Source organism: Nemorincola caseinilytica (assembly GCF_039540515.1).
GTDB classification, from domain to species: Bacteria; Bacteroidota; Bacteroidia; order Chitinophagales; family Chitinophagaceae; genus Nemorincola; species Nemorincola caseinilytica.
In genome coordinates this window covers 165,355-187,176 of the sequence record NZ_BAABFA010000024.1, presented here as the reverse complement: position 1 = coordinate 187,176, position 21,822 = coordinate 165,355, and the positions used below count along the sequence as shown (strand labels likewise).

Below are 21,822 nucleotides of genomic sequence, written 5' to 3'. Positions count from 1 at the left end.
GGCCACTATATGCACAAGTTGCGCCGCTATGTGCTACCTTTGCGGCCGGAATACCAGAACGATAATGTATACCATAAAATTCAAATTTGACCAGAAGGGGCTTGAGCCGATAACGGTGGAGAACGTAGCGCCCGACCAAAGCATACTGGAGGTGGCCCTTGAAAATAATATAGAGCTTCACCACAACTGTGGCATGGTGTGCGCATGCAGCACCTGCCATATATACCTGGAAAAGGGAGCCGAGTTCGTACCCGAACTGAGCGACCGTGAAGAGGATTTCATAGACCGGGCCCGCAACCCACGCCTGTCCTCGCGCCTGGGGTGCCAGTGTGTGCTGGTGAACGGTGTGGGCGAACTGGAAGTATGCATACCCGACCAATCGCTGATACATGGCGAATAAACTTTGTAAGAACAGCTTAACTACACAGACCAATGTACGAACCGCCTATAAAGTGGAATGACCACGAAGACATAGCACTGAAACTGTACGAGAAATTCGGAGACGACTTCGGCGAGAGCAAGATATACCGCATACGCTTCACCGACCTGATAGAGTGGGTGCTGACGCTGCCTAGCTTTGAGGGCAAGCGCGAAGAATGCAATGAGGGCCACCTGGAAATGATACAGTCGGCCTGGGTATACGAGTGGCGCGATAACCAGTAACGCTCATTCCCTAGTAAGAACTTATGCAAAGAGCTGTGCCTGCGGGTATCAGCTCTTTTTGTCTTTATTGAGCATGTTCTCTTTCACTATCATGTCCTTCACTATGATATCGAGCTTGCGGGCGGTCTCGGCTATACCGTCTATCACTATCTTATTGTCGGGGTGTGCATAGTTCTGAAGGTCAAAAACATCGGTAAGTCCGAGGATGGTGGCTACCTGGCCGCTAACATCGTGCGAGTGAGCATAGGCTATATCGCTCATTACCTCTTTCTGTTTCTCTATACGTTCCAGGTTCTTCTTACGTTCCTGTGCCAGCAACTTGTTGCGCTGCTTCTGTGCCATGAATTTGCGGGTGATGACCGCCATGACCATAAGCAATATGCATACCGATGCTATGTACAGAATGCGCTCGGTACGCTTGTTCTGCCGCTCCAGCTCGGTGATCTGTATCTGTTTCTCCTTCAGGCCCTGTTGCAGCCCGGTCTCCAGCTTGGCTATCTTCAGCCTATTCTCATCAGAATGTATGGAATCACGGAAGAGGACATGGAGCTGGTAGTTCTCCAGCGCTTTTTCATAGTTTCCTGTGAGCCTGTATGCCTCGCTGAGGGCTTTACTGAACTCGAGTATGTTATCGAGCTGCTCTATCTGCCGGCTGAGGGCTATACTTTCTTCGAAATGCTTAATGGACCTGGCCAGGAATTCCTGCCTTGTACCTTTGGGAAGTACCTTATGAGTATGCCCCGCATCCATGGCACGCACTGTCTCCAGGTACACATCGCCTATATTGCCCTGGTTTATGGCCATTCCCCCGTAGTCTTCCAGCTCCCGGAAAAGATCTAGCGACCGCATATCATATTCCAGCGCCAGCACATAATTCCCATACTCCTTGTATACATTGCCGATATTGCCATAGTTGTGGGCTATACCGTTCTTGTCGTTTATGAGCTTGAAGATCTCCAGCGACCGCATATCATATTCCAGCGCCTTTTCGTAATCTTTCTTCAGCATATAGGCTATGCCAATATTGCCAAGATCGCCACCCATATTAAAGCTATCGCGAAACCGCTCATTGAGCCGCAGGGAACGGAACTGGTGATCCAGGGCCTTGTCATATTCGCCCATTTCCTGCAATATGACCGCCATATGGCTTATGATGTCGCCATACAACTCGGGATACTCGTTCTCAGAACACAGCATCATAGCCTTGTTGTAGTGCTCCAGCGCCCTGGGGTAATCGGACCTGTGCTGGTAATTGATGCCTATAGCTATGTAGCCTCCTATGATTGAACGCTTTTTGCCGAGCGCCGTAGCCATTTCCAGTAATTGTTCGCCGAACCTTATCCCCTTACCAGGGTCTATGGTATTATTGTTGGTGGAAAGTACATACAGTGCTTTGAGCTTATTGGTATCTTCTTTAATAAGTGGCAGTGCACGCTCTAAAGAATCGATAAATGCCTTGCCTTCCAACTGGGCATGCAGAGGAGTGGCAAACAATAAGAATAACAGAACCAGACGATACCTGATCATTGCATAGGTCGTGATATGCCAAAGATAATCAACTATTAAGACCTTATTCGAACGGAAGATCATTTCGCATTGCGGATGCATTTGGTATACTGCATTATGGCATTGGCATTATCGGCGGGTACGGGAACCTCCTGGCCGGCTATCACGAACTTCGATATCTTCTTGGAGGAAAGATCGCCCACGGTCTCAGGGATCACGGGATAATAGATATACCGGATGGCCTCTGTACGGTCCACGGTTATGTCGTGCATCACATCTACTGTATCGTCTACTATACGCGTATTGTCATCGAAAACGATGGTGAGCCTTTTTTCGGGCTTCTCTGTTTTACCGCCGTCAGAATTGGTGGCATATATATCATCTACCCCGCAAATGACACGAAATACCATCACGAAATTGTCGAATGGGGTATCCTCATCCACACTTACAGAACGCTTCACCCTAATGAGGGGCAGCGCACTCTCTTTGTAGGGCGATTCGTACTCAGTGAGCATCTTATTGTCCGATACTTCTTTCTTTATGTCCTTACAGAAGTCCTGGGCCGAGGCCATTTGCGCTATGGCCATAGCCGCTATAAGATGCAACAGTTTCATAAATGCGATTTTAAACAAAGCTATAAATATTACACACAACTCGCAAGCCAGGCGACAGAAATGAGATCTGGTGCATTTTGCGGGCGGGTGTCGTGCAGTAGCACTATATTTGACGGTACAGATGATGGGCAAGAGCACAGATACGCAGGTGATAATAGTGGGTGCAGGCCCGGCTGGTGCGGGAGCATCGTTCTTCCTGAGCAAATATGGCATACCGCATGTGGTGATAGATAAGGAGACATTCCCCCGCGATAAAGTATGCGGCGATGCGTGCAGTGGCAAGACGGCGTTGGTGATAAACCGTGCCGACCCTGAATGGCTGAACGAGATACTGGATGCACCCCAGGCTTTCACACCATCGTGGGGAATAAAATTCGTGGCACCCAATGGCCGCGCGCTGGATATACCCTTCAGCCCCAAACGTACGCCAGAGACAAAGGCCCCCGGCTTTACCGTACCGCGTATGGTGTTCGACGACTTTCTTTTCCGCAAGATGCCCTCGCCCTACTGTACCATATACCAGGGCGCCAGCATAACGGACATAGAACGGGGCGACAATAAGGTGACCGTGAACATGACGCACAATGGCGTGGCCCATATCGTGACCGCGCCTGTAATAATAGGTGCGGATGGTGACAAAAGTATAGTGCACCGGAAATTCGTAAGCGACAGCTCGCAGCCAAAGGCATATGCAGTGGGCTTGCGTGCGTATTACGAGGGCGTGACGGACATGCACCCCGATAACTATATAGAGTTGCACTTTCTGCCGGAAGTACTACCGGGCTATCTATGGATATTCCCTCTGCCGAATGGTATGGCCAATGTGGGCGTGGGCCTGCTGTCGGAGATAGTAAGGGAGAAAAAGATAAACCTGCGCGAGCAGATGCTGCATGCCATAAAGACAAATCCGCAGATAGCGCCGCGATTTGCTAATGCACGACTGCAAGACAAGATACAGGGCTGGGGACTGCCACTGGCCACAGAGCGCCGCCCCCTATCGGGCGACAACTATATACTGTGCGGCGATGCTGCCAGCCTTGTAGACCCCTTTAGCGGAGAGGGCATAGGCAATGCACTGTACAGCGGTATGCTGGCCGCAATGGCACTGAAAGAAGTACTACCACAACGCGACCTGTCGGCAGCACGGCTACGGACGGACTATGATGATGTGCTGTACAAACGGCTGGGCGATGAGTTCCGTATAAGCGCTACGCTGCAGCGACTGAGCAAATACCCATGGCTGTTCAACTTCGTGGTGAACAAGGCATACAAAAGCCCATCACTACGCAATACCATAAGCTGCATGTTCACAGACATGGACCTGCGCGACCAGTTCAGCAAACCATCGTTCTACCTAAAGATATTGTTCAACAGGTAGCCTCTCCCCGACCCTGCCTACCGGCAGGCAGGTCTCTGCAAAGGAGAGGTAGGTGCGGTGTCGTGTTCCTAAAGACCGGCTGCTACTCCTGATCGCCCAGCTCTATAGCGGCCTCGTGCCATGGGAAAGACTCGGCATTGCGGCCAAGCTCCCAGAAGAACCGGCCACGCTTATTGTCGTAGTTACCTACTTCGTTCATGGTCTCGGCATCGTAGAGGCGGCCATTGACCATGGTATAGCGAATGCTCTCGGTATTGCGTATATCATCTAGCGGGTTCTTGTCCATCACCAACAGGTCGGCCAGCTTGCCGGGCTGCAGGGAACCTATATGATCATCGAAACCGAGGCTGGTGGCAGAGTTGATAGTGGCCGTACGCAAGGCCTCCATAGGCGTCATACCGCCCTGGGCCATCATCCATATCTCCCAGTGAGCACCTATGCCCTGTATCTGTCCATGAGCGCCCATGTTTATGGTCACACCCGCATCGGAGAGTTTTTTGAGGCTGCGCGATACCAGCATGTGGCCATTCTCATATTCCTCCTCGGGCGCCATGGTACGGTGGCGGGCACGGGTATCTATTACCGAGCGGGGCGTAAAGCGCAGCAGTCTCTCCTTCTCCCAAACATTGGTGTGCTGGTACCAGTAGTACTCGCCACTGAGGGCGCCATAGCTAACTATGAGCGTAGGCGTATTGGCGGTCTTAGCGTTCTTCCAAAGCTGTATCACATCGTTGTAGAGGGGGGCTACGGGTATGTTGTGCTCTATGGTGGTATGACCATCGAGTATCATGCTCATGTTGTGGTAGAAGAAAGAACCACCCTCGGGCACCACCTCCATCTTTAGCTCGCGGGCGGCCTCTATCACCATCTGGCGCTGCTCGCGGCGGGGCTGGTTGTAGCTCTTTACGCTGAACGCACCGAAAGCCTGTGTACGGCGCAGGGCGCTCTTCGCATCATCAGGCGAATTGATGACGGCCTTGAAATCGCCATCGGCACCGTATAGTATGGTACCCGTAGAGAACACACGCGGCCCTACCATGGCTCCGCTCTTTACCAGTTCGCTCTGGGCAAATACCATCTCGCTAACGGCCGAGGGGTCGTGCATGGTGGTAACGCCATAGGCGAGGTTGGTATAATAGGGCCAGTGCTTATCGGGCGTGAGCCCATAACGGAAATGGGCCGCATGTGCATGGGCATCTACAAAGCCCGGCATTATGGTCTTGCCTGCACAGTCTACCACCTTTGCGCCCTGCGGTATGGCCGTGCCTTTACCTACCGCCTTTATGAGGTTGCCCTCTACCACTACCGTACCACCCTCTATCACCTCGTTACCGTTCATGGTAATGATGCGGGCATTGGTGAAGGCGATGGTACCCTGTGGCTTATCGGCTTTCGCGGTGAGGCCCACAGCTATACCTGTCTCCGGCGCTTTGAAGAGAGAATCGGGCTTGCCAGCCACAAATTCGAAACGGTCTTCGATATTGACGGTGAAGTACTGGTCGCCTAGTGTATAGTGCAACTGTTTGCTACCGGCACCCCAATGCAGGTTGATACCGGCATCTTTCGATACTTTCTTTACCGGTATATCCGTCACATCATCGCCCAGGGATATGGGCTTGCCAATGCCGGGGAATGCTGCCACATATACCGAATGCAGGTGTACGAAGGCCACCCATTTGCCATCGGGCGATACGGTGAACTGGCTGCTGTACTTGCCCTTGAACATGGTACGCACATCATTGCCCTGCAGGTCGCAGCTACTGAATGACTTATCGAGCGAGCCGAAGAGGTTGCCGCCCTCCTGGTAGAAGATACGGCTGCCATCTTTAGAGAAACGCGGGTATTCGCCCTTGTCGGTCACATATTCCTCTTTACCACCGGCAGCAGGCATGTAATATATACCTGGCTTTACCGTATAAGTATTGCCCATAGAGTTGTCGCTGCCGTCTTTGCTGTATACCAGCCACCTGCCATCGGGCGAGAAGGACGGAGTGCGGTACATACCTTTTTTAGTGGAGAGTACCGTGGGTTTACCCTTGCCATCCATAGGCATTTTACAGAGGCTACCGGTGAGGGTATCGTTCCAGGTCACATAGGCCAGCCATTTGCCATCGGGCGAGAAAGCGGGTTCACCCTCCTGCAGGGGACTGGTGGTGAGGCGTTCGGGCCTGCCATCAGGCAGGGCTTTTTTGTACAGGTGGCCCAGGGCATTGAACACAAGCCATTTGCCATCGGGCGAGGTAACTGCATGGCGTATCACCTTTACCGTGAATTCATCGGGGTTCAGGTTCTGCTTGAAGCGTACCGCATCGGTGATACGCTGCTGCACATTGCAGATAAAGGGTATCTCTGTAGCGGCGTTCTTACCCGTGGCATCTATCTTCTGTATCTTGCCACCGCTCCATATTATGATGTTCTTGTCATCGGGCGTCCAGGCAAAGCCGGTATAGATGCCGAAGGTGGTCCATGCCTCCTGCTGGTCTTTGGTGAGCTTGTCGTATATGGGCCATTCCTCGCCTGTCTCCAGGTCGCGCAGGTAGAGGACGGTCTTTGTGCGCACACGTTTTACAAATGCCAGTTGCCTGCCGCTGTGCGAGATCTGCGGGCGCACCGCACCACCGGGGCCGCCTGTCACTATCTCTATCTCGCCCTTTTCGCGGTCGTAGCGCTTTATGACGAATATCTGGTTGTTCGGGTCCTTGTTGTACTGGAAGAAACCGCCGGGATACATATCCTCGCTATAGTACACATAGTGGCCATCAGGCGATACGCAGGGCTCGTTGAGGTCCTGCTGGTCGTTCTTGCGGGGTGTAAGCTGCAGGCCGCCACCGCCTGAGATATGGTATATCCACATTTCGCCGGCACCCAGCGAGCGGGTAGATGTAAAGTGCTTGCGGGCTATGAAGTGATCATTGCCTGCCCACACGGCATTGTTCAGCAGGCGGAAATTCTCTTTCGTCACCTGTTTGGCATTGCTGCCGTCGCGGTCCATGACCCATATATTATCACCGCCACCTGCATCGGATGTGAAGAGTATCTTTTTGCCATCGGGGCTGAAACGGGGCTGCACCTCCATGGCCATACCCTTGCGCAGCACGCGGGCCTCGCCACCGGCAAATGGTATGATATATATATCGCCCAGGAGGTCGAACACTATATCCCGGCCATCAGGCGCTACATCCAGGTTCATCCATGTACCCTCGTTAACGGTGAAGGACACATCCCTGCCCGGTGCGCCGGGGGCGTTCACGTCCCATTTCTTCTTCTCGTCCTTTTTGTCCTGTGCGGCTACAGGTATGTATAGGCCTGCCAGCAGCAGCGCACCCATTGCAGATATCTTTCGCATGACCAACGGTAAAATAAGGGGTTAAAGATAGTTGCACCGATCTGTAATATGAAAAATAACGGCGGGGGAAGTTTCGGGTGAAAGGATAACAGGTGGACGGGTAGCCATATCTGATTAGCTTTGCAGCCGTGATGAAGACCTTCGAACAACTGAGGATAGTATTCTTTGGCACGCCCGATTTTGCGGTGGCCTCTTTACGAGCCCTGAAAGATGCCGGTGCGAACATAGTGGCCGTAGTGACCGCCCCCGACAAACCCGCAGGCAGGGGTATGCACATGCAGGGGTCGGCAGTGAAGCAATATGCCGTGGCTGAAGGGCTGCCTGTGCTGCAACCCGTGAGCATGAAAGCCCCCGAATTCATAGAGCAGCTACGCGCCCTGAATGCCGACCTGCAGATAGTGGTGGCTTTCCGCATGATGCCGCAGGCGGTATGGGATATGCCGCCTATGGGCACGGTGAACGTACACGGATCGCTGCTGCCGCAGTACCGGGGGGCAGCGCCCATAAACCATGCCATAATGAATGGCGACAAGGTGAGCGGCGTGACCACCTTCAGGCTGAAGCATGAGATAGATACGGGCAATATACTGCTGCAAAAGGAAGTGTCTATACTGCCCGAGGATAATATGGGCACACTGTATGAAAAACTGATGCTGGCCGGCGCCGAACTGCTGGTGACCACCGTGAAACGATTGGCCGCAGGCGATATAACAGAGATACCACAGAGCGATGTGCCCGAGAGCGAACTGCGGCATGCCCCCAAGATATTCAAGGAGCATACCCTGATAGACTGGACAAGGCCCGCAAAGGATATACATAATATGATACGCGGGCTGTCGCCCTACCCCGCCGCTTATACTATGCTAAAGGACAGATCGGTAAAGATATTCGTGGCAGAGGCATTGACAGAGGCGCACAATGCCACACCCGGCACATATGATACCGACCATAGCACCTACCTGCGCTTTGCCGCTGCCGATGGCTGGATATATGTAAAAGAACTGCAACAGGAAGGCAAAAAAAAGATGGGGATAGTGGAATTCCTGAGGGGTTTCAGGGGGTGAGAAAGTAGCAGAAAGCATTAGTTCTGTTCAGAAAAAAGTCGTAAAATTGCGCACTTTACAAATTTATTTTTACTTAGATGATGGACTTTAAGTACTCTGAAGCTCAGGAGTCGATAGCAGCGATGATACGCGAATTTGCCAACAAGCACATTCGCCCGAACATGATGGAATGGGATGAGACCCAGAAATTTCCTGTAGACCTCTTTCGCCAGATGGGCGAGCTGGGCCTGATGGGCGTGCTTGTCCCTGCCGAATACGGCGGATCGGGCCTGGGGTACTTTGAATATGTGACCGTAGTGAGCGAAGTGGCCAAGGTATGCGGCTCTATAGGCCTGTCTGTGGCAGCGCACAACTCGCTGTGTACAGGGCACATACTGTACTTCGGTACCGAAGAGCAGAAGAAAAAATACCTGCCCAAGCTGGCCACCGGCGAGTGGATAGGCGCATGGGGCCTTACAGAGGCCAATACCGGCAGCGATGCAGGCAATATGCGCTGCGTAGCTACCCGCGATGGCGACGACTGGATACTGAACGGCACCAAGAACTGGATAACACACGGTATAAGCGGCAATGTGGCCGTAGTACTGGCGCGTACCGGCGAGCCAAGGGCCAAAAATAATGTGACCGCATTCATAGTAGAGCGCGGCACACCCGGCTTCTCTGCGGGTAAAAAAGAGAATAAGCTAGGCATGCGTGCAAGCGAGACCGCCGAGCTGGTATTCGACAACTGCCGCATATCTGATGCGCAGCGTATGGGCCCTGTGGGCGATGGCTTCCACCAGGCCATGAAGGTGCTGGACGGTGGACGTATATCTATAGCGGCCCTGTCGCTGGGTATAGCCAAGGGCGCTTATGAGGCATCACTAAAATATGCCAAGGAGCGCCAGCAGTTCGACCAGCCTATAGCCAACTTCCAGGCAATAGCCTTCAAACTGGCCGATATGGCCACGCAGATAGAAGCCTCTGAGATGCTGATATACCAGGCAGCCGACCTGAAGAACCGCGGCATGAGAATGACCAAGGAGTCGGCATTTGCCAAATACTATGCATCGGAAGTATGTGTACGCGTATCTACAGATGCAGTACAGATATTCGGCGGGTATGGCTATACCAAGGATTTCCCTGTAGAGAAATTCTACCGCGACAGCAAGCTCTGCACCATAGGCGAGGGTACATCGGAGATACAGAAGCTGGTGATATCGAGGGATATCCTGAAGAACTAGGAGATACCCTGAATGATAAAAGCAGAGAGGCGGTACATGTACCGCCTCTCTGCTTTTATGGCCGTTTCCCTTCCCCGAACAGGTACTGCACCAGGCGCTCTACGCGCGGCGCTATCAGCATAATGGCCGGTACCGCTACCACCCATGCCAGCGCCCAAGACCGCGACCATATGGCCAGGAAACGGGCGTTGTAACCTATGTTGACCGACACTACCACGAAGGATATGAGCCCGGTGGTGATGGCCCCCATTATCATGGCGAATGCTATTTTCTGCTTTATCATATCAGTTCATATTTTCCAGTACTATGGCCGATGCGCCACCACCACCGTTGCATATGGCAGCCACACCATACCTGCCGCCGCTTTGGCGCAAGGCATTGAGGAGCGTGACCATGATGCGGGCGCCGGATGCGCCTATGGGATGGCCCATGGCCACAGCGCCACCGTATACATTCACTTTACCCAGGTCGAGCCCCAGTATCTGCTGTATGGATAGAATGACCGATGCATATGCCTCGTTTATCTCGAAACGGTCCACATCTTTCAGACCGATACCCGCTTTTGCCAGTGCTTTGGGTATGGCCACGGCAGGCGATGTAGTGAACCACTCGGGCGCCTGCGCGGCATCGGCATAGGAAACGATGCGGGCCAACGGCCGCAGCCCGTACTTCTGTACGGCCGCAGCAGAGGCCAGTACCAGCGCAGCAGCGCCGTCGTTCAGATTGCTGGAATTGGCCGCGGTGAGCGCACCACCCTCTTCGAACACAGGCCTCAGCCGCGCTACCTTGTCGGCTATTATCTTGTCTATATCCTCATCGCGGGCGATGGTCACTACCCCGCCCTTTCCTTCTACATCTACAGGTACTATCTCATCGGTAAGGCGGCCGCTGTTGGCTGCCTCCTGCGCACGGGTATAGGACATGATGGCGTATTCATCTAACTGCCGGCGGGAGTGCCCATACTTGCGTACACCCAACTCGGCAGCATTGCCCATGTGGTAGTTGTGGTAGGCATCCCAAAGGCCATCTTTGGTCATGCCATCTATGAGGGTCATATCGCCCAGTTTATTGCCACGGCGCACCTGTGCATAGTGGGGGGCATTGCTCATGCTCTCCATGCCACCTGCCAATACTATATCCTCCAGGCCCAGTTGTATCTGCTGCGCGCCCAGCATGGCCGCCTTCATTCCCGATGCACATACCTTGTTCACCGTAGTGGCATCGGCCTCGTAAGGTATACCTGCATATATGGCGGCCTGCCGTGCGGGCGCCTGCCCTACCCCTGCGCTCAGTACATTGCCCATGTATATGCTGTTCACAAGCGCCGGATCCAGGCCTATGCTTTCATAGGCCGTCTTTATGGCTATGGCACCCAGCCGTGGGGCTGTTAAGGATGACAGGCCACCCAGCAGTGACCCTATCGGTGTACGTTTTGCTGCTACTATGTATGCTTCCATATGATTTTATATTTTATACCGTTCGGTATATTTTTGGTGAAAAAAAATTATCTCATCATTTCTTGGGTCACCATGCGGTCTATGCGGTCCAGCGCATGAAAGAGCAGTGTACGATCGTCCATTATCTTGAAGAACATCATACCTCCCTCCAGCATCATACATACCGAGGTGGCCATTTGCTGCGCATCCAGGTCGGCCCTGAACTCGCCACTATCTATACCTGCCTGTATCACCGTTCTTATATCCTTTATCCACTGGCGGGCGCTTGCCTGCACATTTTTCCGCATGAAGGCCACATTGTCATCAGCCTCTACAGCTGCGTTCAGTAGCGGGCATCCGCCGCGCTCCTGCACCTGCTGCCAGTTGGTACGATAGTAATTGGTATATGCCTTTAGCCTTGCCTGCGCTGTGGTCTCGGCAAGCATGGCGTTGGCTATACGTTTGCGCAAGGCGCCGAAATTGTACTTATATACTTCTATGGCCACCTCGTCCTTGCCTGTGAAATTGCCGTATATGGCACCCTTGGTAAGCTGTGTGGCCTGCACTATGTCGGACATAGATGTGCCGCTATACCCCTTGGTATTGAAGACGGGCGCAGCCCTTTCTATGATGTATGCTTTCGTTCTTTCTGCCTTCGACATGGCGCTCTTATTTCGCTTTCGCAGTACAAAGATATACAAAATATACCGAATGGTATATTTTATCTTCGGCCGGACATTTTTACTACTCTGTATATCAGGAACGGTTACTTGAGGAAAGACAAATGTGCATCGCGGTATTCGGGTCGCCTTACGCCCTCGCGCAATTTCTGAAAGGTATGTATGGGGCCTTTTGTGACGAACATATTGACCAGCCAGGGAGGTACGGCCCCTCCGGGGTCGAAGCTGAAAGTATAGATGATCTTTAATTCGTTATCGCCTGCGCGGGTGATGTTCCATTTAGCCGAGGAATATGGCATGCGTACCAATGGCGGCTTTGCAGGGATGTATTCGGGCTCGGCATGCGACTCTACCAGATACATTCCCTCCGAACGTTTGCTGACAGTGAAATGGGCCACATAATCGCGGTTGGAAAAAGGCCATGGCAGTGTCACCTCGGAATAAAAAATGATGTCATTGGGTTTCAATGTTTTGATGATGTAGGCTGTCTTGCTATTGAATATCCATGTGGGCTGCTCCGGTATATCCAGCAGGAAAGCAATGAGCTGGTCGGGGGTGGCCTGTACAGAGAACTCTACCTTTACCGACTTTATGCGGGAGCTATCGGTGTGGGCCGTATATACCCTTATACCCTGTTCTTCCTTTCTGAATTTCCAGTCGGTCTGGCCACGGACGGCCCATGGACAGTACACCAATGCAAGAATGGCAAGCAGCTTATACATAACGAATGCCCTGAGGGGAATTGATAGTAAGCGGCAATATATGCATGCCGCAGCTAAAAACGAAACAAGAGGCAGAATATTAAATGGTGCTTTTTCAGCCCCTTCCCATACGGGGAGGAGATGTGATCTTATTGTACTACTTCACATTTTGTGCCATACGAATAACAAATGAAGAGGCCCGCAAAAGTGCGGGCCCCTGTTGTGATATTTGTTCCGCGCATTATATGCCGCTGAACCTGATACCTACGCATATGGGACGCTGGTCTATACCATTGTTGTACATGGGGGTGAGCTGGTAGCTGCCATAGAACCTGAGTATACCATCTATACCGAACTCGGCAGTGAGGCAGGCATTGTAATCTTCGAGATCGAAATTGCCATGCAGTTTCTTCTTACCCCTTTCGCCGGATATCTGCTTGTTCCATGATGAGAGGCGGTAACCGGCCGTGATGCCTGCGCCATAGGTGAGCCATGTCTTCTTGTGCAGCCTTGTCTTGCCGGTGAGCATAAGGGGTACGTTCAGGTAGTTCACCGCCAGTTTGTTCTTGCTGAACTTGATAGTATCCATTATGATGCTGTTGGGGTTCTTGGTATAGGAAAGGTCCTCTTCGAAACGGAAGTTGTATACCTGGAAGCCGATGCCGGTAGAAAGGTAAATGCGCTGGTTCTTTGTCTTAACGGCCAGGAACTTCACCATCAGCGGGTATATGTTCACGTTTATGGACTTGGAAGGCTTCAGATCGAAGAGCTCGGCATTCCTTTTGCCGGCGGGTACGTTCAGGTAGTTCACCACACTTGGGTCGGTGTACACTGTATTATCGTTCAGCATGTTCACACCTACGTCGAGCATAGAGAACGAGGTCCTGAACTTGCCTGCTTTTTCTTCTTTTTCCTTCACTTTGCCTGCATGCAGCTTGGTGCTATCGGCAGCCTCGTCCACATGTATACCCTTGTTAGATATGGTGAGTGTGTGTTTCTTCTTAGGGGTTGTAGCCTCGGCCTCCTGGGCGTTCACGTTCTGTGCGAATAAAAGACCTGCTGCTATGGCTAGTGTGCAAAATGTATGTTTCATGATCGTTGAATTGAGTGCTGTGAGCAATGTTGTTTTTTAGAAAGAGAAAATAAGTTGTTTGTTCCTGAGCTTTACAGATACATTGGAGCGGGCTATCTCCTGTCCTATCGAATTGACCTTGCCATATCCGTTGGCCACATCACTTGCAAGGCTTTTCATTCCGGACCGCTTGGTATCGCTTATCGGCAACCTGTCTATAAGCGAGCCTTTAGCAACCTCTTCTTCTGTATCATCTTCTCTATCTTGTATCGCCAGAGCAGGAACATTTGTTACAACCGGCGCGATATTTTTTTGTGTGGCCTGCAATTCTTTTACACCGGCAGCAGGCAGCCTGTCTATGTCCACAGCGGCCATAGCGGGTACATCATTATTGTGTACGATAGTGTTCACAGGCTTGCGCACAGGGCGGGTAGCCTGTCCTGCGGGCCTTTGTGCAGGTACGGGCACATCGGGCACTACATGGGCGGGCCGTACCTGTGCCATGGCCTGTGCAGGCTGCGGTGTGGCAGCTACTGGCGGAGCGACAGAGGCAGGTGCAGCAGGCACCGGTACTACGCTTGCTATCTCACCACCGGTATGCTCTGCGCCTGTCCACAGCCTGTAGGTAGATGCGAACAGCAATGCGGCCACACCCGCGGCCACTGCATACCTGCGCCATACGGGTATGGCTATCACCTTTGGCTTTTCGGCAGCAGGTACTGGCCTTAGCAGCGCTGCCTTGCGGCCATAGGTCTCGGCCTCGTCAGGTATCATTTTGGTCATGGTAAAGGCCGTAAGCTCGCTCTGGAGATCGGGGTGCTCGTACAGGAACGACATAAGCTCCTGCTCCTGCGCAGGCGTAAGCTCGCCATCGGCATGCATTACCATATACTCCTCATAATTCTCCCAGGTGATCATAGTTATATGATATTTTCTACGCTTACCAAATATTCTTTCAATGTCTTCCTTGCCCTGAAGAGGTACACCTTCACCTGGCTTTCGTTGAGCCCGGTTATCTGGCCTATCTCATCATAGCTGTATCCTTCATAGTCCTTCAGCAGTACCAGGGCGCGCTGTTTCTCTTCCAGCTGCGCCAGTGCGCGGTCCAGTACCTTTTTCAGGTCGGGGTTAACGGGTGAATAGCTCTCCTCGGGCGCATCCTTGAACATGACACGCGACCTTTTGCGGAAATTATCTACCGACTGGCGATAGGCCACCTGGAAGAGGAATGCCTTTGCCTTGGCAGGCAACACCTCGTCCTTCTTTTGCCATAGCACCTCGAAACTGCCCTGCACCACATCGTGCGCGTCGCTCTGCTGGCCGGTACATTTCCAGGCGAACCTGAAAAGGGCGTCAGACCATTCGTGCACACAAGTATTGTACTGTTCTGCGTTCATTTCAATAGCTATATCGGCAGAGCGGAGAAAATGTTACAGGTAACTTAAAAAAATCCGGAGCAGCAGACATAGTAAAAATACATCATTTATCTTCCGCCGGCTGCTCTATCACCAGGAATCTATTGTTCAGCGGGTCTATGCCCTCTTTTACTATATCGAAAAAGGCAGGGCCGTATGACAGGTAGTATTCGGCAAAATTCTCGGTACGCTCCTGCAAGCTACCGTTGGGGAAGAGCTCGGCTTTCAGACGGTGCAGGCGTTGCAACCCTACCTCTATCTTTCGCTTTTCGGCGCGCAGCATCTTTTTTTCCAGCACCACGGCCTGGCGGCGCATGCGAGCCAGGGCGGCAGCGGCCGATGGGCCCAGTGTAGGGTCTATGGCAGTGGCCTTTGCCTGCAGCCCGGCAAAAATATCTTCTATGGCCTGCATTTCTGCACCTGTGCGCCACTCGCCACTGGTGTGGGCATCTACCTGTTCGGTCTCCAATTGCAGCTCTGGTCTGAAGATGTCGGCTATGGAAATGCCGCACTGGTGGCGCAGCCTTGCCTGCTCGCGGGCGATCCATTGTACCGACCTGCGCAGCATGACCACAGGATAGAAGACATTGTAATGCCGGAAAAGTGTCTTTAACTGGAACCAATAGGCCACCTCTGCCCCACCACCTATGAACACCACATCGGGCAGGATGGTGGACTGGAAGAGCCCGCGCAGCACCACATTGGGGCTGAAGGACTCGGGGGCTTCGTGCAGTTGGGCCAATAGCTCTTCGCGGGAAAACGAGATATCAGTGTTCAGCACTACCCATTTATCGCCCTGGCGCTCTATGCGCTCGCGTATGCCGTGATCAAGGTAGAACAGGTTGATGGGACGGGGGAATGCCTGTGCTTTGTACTGCTCCTCTAGCAGGGTGGTCTGCTGCGATACTATGGGGTAGGCATTGCTGTTCAGCAATTCGTCTTCCATCACAGGTACGAAGGCCTCCTTCAGTTCGCGGTCATCGGGGTCCAGTATCACCAGCCCATACCGGCCGAAGAGCTCATTCACCAGGTATTGTGTAGCCTTGCCTATGGTCTTGTGCCCCATGTATGCCTTGGTAACGATGCGTACCAGGTCGTCCATATCCCGGCCGGGAGGGCCGAACATGTGGAACACCCGCTGCAACAGGGGCTTGAGGCCTGAGGTGTCCATACGGCCAACGGCTCCCTTTTGGCCGCTTCCATCCCATATGTACTTATCGCCGCGGAAACGGAACACGCCCAGTTCCTCTATGTCATTATCCTCGCTGCCCATATAGTATACAGGCACGAAATGCTTACCTGCATGCGTGGCATTGAGATGCTCTGCCAGCTTTATGGCATGAAGTATCTTATATATGAAATACAGGTATCCTGTAAGCAGATTTGGCTGATGGGCCGTAGTGACGGTGTAGGTATGGGCACTGAGCAGCGACCGGATATTGGCAGTAACAGCATCTGCCACCTCTAGCCCCCGGTACTGCCGCTCCAGCGCCGATACCAGTCTTTGCCTGTCCACAGGGAAGTTCGCACGCTGCTGTATGGCCTGTGCTATGCCAGCCTCATCGGGGGCATGGTCATAGAATGGGCGAAGTGGCGCATGGCCACTGATGTGATCGGCGACCAGTTTGGAGAAGTAGCCGGTATCGGCATAAGGGATATGTGCGTATGTCAAATCTATTGGGTTGAACAAGGCGGCGATGGCCCTGTAATGATGGCCCAAAAGTAGAAAATGACATTGATATGCCGGGACACGGCCGTGACAAAACAGGCACAGAATATTCTATGACCATATAACGTATGCCGATACTGTATAACCACAAATTTTGAATTCTAACATTCGGCCGGCCGGCAACGCCTATCATAAGGATGAGGGAGATGCGTTCAAACAAATTAATTATTTATTAAATATTATATCTTTTATTAACCTTGGGCGATATTATGGGGGAAAGGGGGTGAAAAAGACATATTTTACCATAAAAAGAACTTTGGTGAAATGATGGTATTACTTAAAAAAAATGTTATTTTTGGATCTATTACTTTCCCGAAACTATACCGTACAAAATACATAGTACATTATGAGCAAAACATTTATCAATTCTGTAGGTAAGATGATGAGATATGCGGCCGTTGGCGCATTATTATTGTCTGCAGCCGTACGCTCACAGGCGCAGGTGACGGTGACCGCTACCGCAGGTACCCTTGGTCCCACGGTGTATACGCAGCTCAGGCTTGCGTTCAACGCCATCAATGCAGGTACGCACCAGGGTGCTATAACCATATCGATAACGGCCAATACTGCAGAGACCAACCAGGCCCAGCTCAACCCGCCAACAGCGCCGGCCAACTATACTTCCGTATTGATAAAACCTGCGGCTGCAACGACCCCTACGATATCGGGATCGTTCAACGGGGGTATCATCTTCCTGCGTGGCGCGAGCAATGTAACGATAGACGGCTCTAATACTGCCGGTGGTACTACCCGCGACCTTACCATTGTCAATAACTTGGCAGCCGGAACAATCGCCGGCATCAGGTTCGGTAGTGCGTCTGTAACAGTAGGTAATACCAACAACGTAGTAAAGAACTGTAATGTAAGATGCAGCGCCGTAGCGAATGGTATGGCCATACTTTCTGCTACAGGCGGTGCGGCTACCGCACCTTTTGCGATAGCGGAAGCACCGAATTCGAACAACACCATTCAGAACAACGCACTATCATCTGCGCAACTTGGCTTTTATGCCTATGGCCCGGCCGGTACTGACCAGAACTGGACGGTAACACGCAATGTGATATCCGGAACAGGCTTTGGCGGTGTACATGTGAACAATGGCACCGGTACTGTGATAAGCGAGAATGATATCAGCAATGTTAGCATCAACGGTACTTCACCAACATCAGGTATCACACTTTCCTTCGAAGCCCAGAACACAACCATAAGAGGAAATAAGATAGCGAACATCAGCAGCATCAGCAACGCAGGCGCTCACGGTATGTACTTCGATGTCAATACCACTTCCAACAACGTTAATGTATACAACAACTTCATACTGAACCCGAACGCTCCTGCAAATGCCACGCTGGTGTTCAACGGGCATGGAATATACATGGACCTTGGCAATGGATTCAACATTCACCATAATACGATACAACTGGCTACGAACTCTGGTGCCGGCGCCACCAATGGCTGCGTAGTACTGGAACCATATGCACCGCTTGGCGGCCTTCCTAACGGCAGTGTCAATTTCAGGGACAACATCCTGAGCAATACACAGACCACCGGTAACAGGTATGGCCTGTATAGTATCTCGCCAAGTACTGTATTCTCGGCCATAGACTACAATGATTATGTGGCCACATCTACCAATCTTGGTTTCATAGCAGGCGTTGCACGCACTACCATTGCCCAGGTACAGGCAGGGTTCGGCGGCAATGTGAACTCTATCAATTTCCCCCCACTTTTCGTATCAGGTACCGATCTGCATTTGCAGACAGTGGTAGGTAATGCTCCACTTATTGCAGGTGTTGCCATCACAACTCCGGCAATAACCACAGATATAGACAATGAGCTGCGTCATAATGTGACCCCTACAATAGGCGCACATGAGATACTGAATAAGATAACATACACCAACCTGGCAAATACCTGTAGCGATGGTAACATAACTCTTACTCCTGTTACCATAGAGTCGAAACTGGGTATAACTACTGCCGGCGCTCTGGCCCCGAGGATATATTTCCGTAAGGGTGCAGGCCCATGGTTCAGCGCAGCAGGTACACTACTGAGCGGAACGGCTACGAACAGCCAGTGGTCATTCATCATCACCCCTGCTACCATGGGTGGTGTAACTGCCGGTGATGTGATCTCTTACTATGTGATAGCCCAGACCGCTGTTGGTCCTACGCTTGTGTTCAGCAGCCCACTGGCCGGCCTTGCAGCTACCGATGTGAACACTGTTACAAGTGCACCTACCACACCCAACACATACACTGTGAATGTGGTATATCTCACTGGTCTTACTACCAGCCAGCAACTGTGTTATTCTACTACTGCCCAGTCTGCGCCATATGCGTATACGGGGTCGATAGGCACACCTTCTCAATACACACTTACATGGTCACCGGCAGGCCCTACTGATGTAGCAGCATTCACTGCTCTGCCAGCCGGTTCGGTCAATGTTGCCGTGCCCGGAAGCACTGCCGTAAACCTGTATACAGGTACGCTTACGGTAAGGAACCCGACCACTACTTGTGCAAGGACATATACGCTATCTCTTACCATTAACCCTGTTCCTACCAGTATAGTAGGGCCTGCCAATATATGCCAGGGTTCATCATCGGTATATACCAGTTCCCCCGGTACCGGCAACTGGACCAGCAGCAACCTGGCAGTTGGCACTGTAGGCGCAACTACCGGCGTGGTAACAGGTATGGCACCAGGTACTACTACGATATCTTATACACTTCCCTCGGGCTGTGCCACCGGCACAACAGTTACCGTTGCTGCGCCACCAGCGGCCATATCGGGTGCAGGAGCCATATGCCCTATGAACACTCTTACACTTACCAATACCACCGTTGGTGGTACATGGTCTACCACATCGCCCACAGCTACAGTGAATGCCACCAGCGGTGTAGTAACAGGTGTAGCTGCAGGAACGGCAACGATATCGTACAACGTGACGGGCTGTCTTCCTACTACGGCTGTGGTGACCGTGAATTCGGCACCTAATGCCATAACAGGCACCATGTATGCTTGCGTAGGCTTTACTACTACCCTCTCTACCACATCTACAGGCGGCACATGGAGCAGCAGCAATACAGCAGTAGCTACTATAGGCTCTAATACCGGTGTAGTTTCTGCTATATCAGCTGGGTCGAGCGTCATCACATACAAGTTCACATCTACCAGCTGTTTCACTACCAATACCGTGACCGTCTTCCCTCCGCCTGATACCATAACAGGCCCATATGTGATCTGTCAGGGACTTACAGATACATTGAAAAATACCGTAGCCGGTGGTACATGGAGCAGTAACCTGCCAGGCGTGGTAATGATACATCCCACAACGGGCGTAATAACCGGTGTAGCTGCCAGCGGTACTGCAATTATCACCTATACGCTGGGTACAGGTTGCCAGAAATTCAGGATAATGACAGTGAGCACTGCCCCTACAGCTATAACAGGCCCGGGCAATGTTATCTGCTCTGAGACCTTCCTGCCACTGGGCAATGGTACACCGGGTGGTACATGGACCAGCAGCAATACCGCAGTAGGTACAGTATCGCCCACAGGCGTGGTATATGGTGTGGCCGGTGGTACGGTGTCCATTTCTTACCATACACTGGCATGTAATAATGTTACCTATACCATAACCGTGAACCAGACACCACCACCGATAGGCGGCGGTATCACCGTATGCGATGGCAGCTCTACCACCACCATCACCAACTCTATGCCGGGTGGTGTATGGAGCATCAGCGGCCCAGGCGCCAGCATCACCCCTACGGGTGTGGTATCGGGCCTGGTAGTGGGTGGCACCTATGTTTCTACTTATACCATACCATCTACAGGTTGCTTCCGCAATGCACCGATAATAGTAGATACGCTGCCTGCACCTATCACAGGTCCTGACAGTGTGTGTATGGGCGCATCGGTAACGCTTTCCACAGCATCTACAGGTGGCCTGTGGAGCAGCAACAACGCATCTATAGCCTCTATAGTAGCTACCACAGGTGTGGTAACGGGTGTGAACTACGGTGTCACAACTATCACTTATGCTGCGGTGTCGGGCTGTAACCGTACCAAGAACTTCAAGGTGCGTACACCGCTGGCCGCTTCGGTGACCATTACCCGTACACCGAACATTGATACACTTTGTGCCGGTACGCCTGTGACCTTCACCGCACATCATGTGAATGGCGGCGCAGCACCAACATTCGAATGGCAAAAATTCGGTGTGACCGAGGTAGCAGGCCCCGACAGCGTGTACACCTATATCCCCATACATGGCGATGTAATAAGCGTATTCATGATGTACAGCACAGATGTATGTTCTTATCCTGCCCCTGCATATGCCAACATACCGCTGAACATATATCCTAATGTAAGCCCTGTGGTGAGCATATCTACAACATCGCCCACTACCATCGCGTACATAGGCCAGGTAGTGACCTTCTTTGCAGAAGTGACCACAGCAGGCGCAGCCCCTACCTACCAGTGGTATGTGGATGAGGCAGCCGTACCGGGCGCTACCAATTCTTCTTACGCCCGTGCCATATACAACAATGATGTAGTATACTGCAGGGTGAACGGTACACCTGCCTGCGAGACCGGCTACTGGGCTACCAGCAACTCTATAACCATACAGGGCGACTACCTGGGTGTGAGCGGTACAGTAAGGAACAGCACAGATCTGACACTGTTCCCCAACCCTAACAATGGCTCCTTTAAACTGACAGGCACCCTGAATGTGACCGAAAATACCAACACTACATTCGATGTAATGAACGTGCTGGGCCAGGTGGTACACACCGGTAAGCTGAACGTGAAGAACGGAAAGGTGGACCAGGATATAACCATAGGCAGCCACCTGAGCGCTGGTGCATACATACTGCGCGTGAACTCGGATACTGAGAACAAAATGTTCCACTTCGTGATAAGCGAATAAGAAATACCCGATACTGATAAAGAAGAAAGGCTGCTCAGTGAGCAGCCTTTCTTCTT

The 21,822-nt window shown here is 52.0% G+C and carries 17 protein-coding genes; 6 read left to right on the top strand and 11 right to left on the bottom strand.

What is annotated here, in order from left to right:
- Nucleotides 1–64 precede the first annotated feature (64 nt).
- Nucleotides 65–400: a 2Fe-2S iron-sulfur cluster-binding protein gene (locus ABD843_RS15510; RefSeq protein ID WP_345085186.1), complete on the top strand. Its 336-nt coding sequence runs from the start codon at nucleotides 65–67 to the stop codon at nucleotides 398–400.
- A gap of 32 nt (nucleotides 401–432) precedes the next feature.
- Entirely contained in the window at nucleotides 433–663 is a 231-nt protein-coding gene (gene iscX / locus ABD843_RS15505; protein ID WP_345085184.1) for a Fe-S cluster assembly protein IscX, read from the top strand.
- A gap of 48 nt (nucleotides 664–711) precedes the next feature.
- Here the strand turns inward: iscX and ABD843_RS15500 are convergent, their stop codons facing one another.
- Nucleotides 712–2,190, bottom strand: coding sequence for a tetratricopeptide repeat protein (locus ABD843_RS15500; RefSeq protein WP_345085182.1), 1,479 nt, complete (start codon nucleotides 2,188–2,190; stop codon nucleotides 712–714).
- A gap of 59 nt (nucleotides 2,191–2,249) precedes the next feature.
- Entirely contained in the window at nucleotides 2,250–2,783 is a 534-nt protein-coding gene (locus tag ABD843_RS15495; protein ID WP_345085180.1) for a hypothetical protein, read from the bottom strand.
- A gap of 121 nt (nucleotides 2,784–2,904) precedes the next feature.
- Here ABD843_RS15495 and ABD843_RS15490 point away from each other — a divergent pair, with 121 nt between their 5' ends.
- Nucleotides 2,905–4,161: an NAD(P)/FAD-dependent oxidoreductase gene (locus ABD843_RS15490; protein WP_345085178.1), complete on the top strand. Its 1,257-nt coding sequence runs from the start codon at nucleotides 2,905–2,907 to the stop codon at nucleotides 4,159–4,161.
- Between the two features lie 82 nt (nucleotides 4,162–4,243).
- Here the strand turns inward: ABD843_RS15490 and ABD843_RS15485 are convergent, their stop codons facing one another.
- Nucleotides 4,244–7,507 carry an amidohydrolase family protein gene (locus tag ABD843_RS15485; protein ID WP_345085176.1) on the bottom strand — a complete coding sequence of 1,088 codons (3,264 nt, stop codon included), beginning with the start codon at nucleotides 7,505–7,507 and terminating at the stop codon, nucleotides 4,244–4,246.
- A 131-nt stretch (nucleotides 7,508–7,638) separates the two neighbouring features.
- On the opposite strand from ABD843_RS15485, the gene fmt reads away from it, so the two are divergent.
- On the top strand, nucleotides 7,639–8,571 hold the full coding sequence (gene fmt / locus ABD843_RS15480) for a methionyl-tRNA formyltransferase (RefSeq protein WP_345085636.1): 933 nt from the start codon (nucleotides 7,639–7,641) through the stop codon (nucleotides 8,569–8,571).
- Between the two features lie 77 nt (nucleotides 8,572–8,648).
- Nucleotides 8,649–9,794, top strand: coding sequence for an acyl-CoA dehydrogenase family protein (locus ABD843_RS15475; protein WP_425575772.1), 1,146 nt, complete (start codon nucleotides 8,649–8,651; stop codon nucleotides 9,792–9,794).
- Nucleotides 9,795–9,849: 55 nt separating this feature from the next.
- On the opposite strand, the gene ABD843_RS15470 is transcribed toward ABD843_RS15475, so the two are convergent.
- From ABD843_RS15470 to bshC, 8 genes are all read right to left on the bottom strand, one after another.
- The gene (locus ABD843_RS15470; protein ID WP_345085174.1) at nucleotides 9,850–10,077 is read right to left on the bottom strand and encodes a DUF2798 domain-containing protein; all 228 of its coding nucleotides are present in this window, start codon (nucleotides 10,075–10,077) and stop codon (nucleotides 9,850–9,852) included.
- 1 nt (nucleotide 10,078) lies between these two features.
- Nucleotides 10,079–11,251 carry an acetyl-CoA C-acyltransferase gene (locus ABD843_RS15465; RefSeq protein ID WP_345085172.1) on the bottom strand — a complete coding sequence of 391 codons (1,173 nt, stop codon included), beginning with the start codon at nucleotides 11,249–11,251 and terminating at the stop codon, nucleotides 10,079–10,081.
- A 47-nt stretch (nucleotides 11,252–11,298) separates the two neighbouring features.
- The gene (locus ABD843_RS15460) at nucleotides 11,299–11,892 is read right to left on the bottom strand and encodes a TetR/AcrR family transcriptional regulator (protein WP_345085170.1); all 594 of its coding nucleotides are present in this window, start codon (nucleotides 11,890–11,892) and stop codon (nucleotides 11,299–11,301) included.
- 104 nt (nucleotides 11,893–11,996) lie between these two features.
- Nucleotides 11,997–12,632, bottom strand: coding sequence for an START domain-containing protein (locus tag ABD843_RS15455; protein ID WP_345085167.1), 636 nt, complete (start codon nucleotides 12,630–12,632; stop codon nucleotides 11,997–11,999).
- A gap of 220 nt (nucleotides 12,633–12,852) precedes the next feature.
- Nucleotides 12,853–13,704, bottom strand: a complete 852-nt coding sequence (locus ABD843_RS15450; RefSeq protein WP_345085164.1) for a hypothetical protein — start codon at nucleotides 13,702–13,704, stop codon at nucleotides 12,853–12,855.
- 36 nt (nucleotides 13,705–13,740) lie between these two features.
- Nucleotides 13,741–14,601 carry a hypothetical protein gene (locus tag ABD843_RS15445; RefSeq protein ID WP_345085161.1) on the bottom strand — a complete coding sequence of 287 codons (861 nt, stop codon included), beginning with the start codon at nucleotides 14,599–14,601 and terminating at the stop codon, nucleotides 13,741–13,743.
- Between the two features lie 2 nt (nucleotides 14,602–14,603).
- Nucleotides 14,604–15,080 carry an RNA polymerase sigma factor gene (locus ABD843_RS15440; protein ID WP_345085158.1) on the bottom strand — a complete coding sequence of 159 codons (477 nt, stop codon included), beginning with the start codon at nucleotides 15,078–15,080 and terminating at the stop codon, nucleotides 14,604–14,606.
- An 82-nt stretch (nucleotides 15,081–15,162) separates the two neighbouring features.
- Nucleotides 15,163–16,770: a bacillithiol biosynthesis cysteine-adding enzyme BshC gene (gene bshC, locus ABD843_RS15435; RefSeq protein WP_345085155.1), complete on the bottom strand. Its 1,608-nt coding sequence runs from the start codon at nucleotides 16,768–16,770 to the stop codon at nucleotides 15,163–15,165.
- Between the two features lie 403 nt (nucleotides 16,771–17,173).
- Here bshC and ABD843_RS15430 point away from each other — a divergent pair, with 403 nt between their 5' ends.
- Entirely contained in the window at nucleotides 17,174–21,766 is a 4,593-nt protein-coding gene (locus ABD843_RS15430; protein WP_345085152.1) for a T9SS type A sorting domain-containing protein, read from the top strand.
- Nucleotides 21,767–21,822 lie beyond the last annotated feature (56 nt).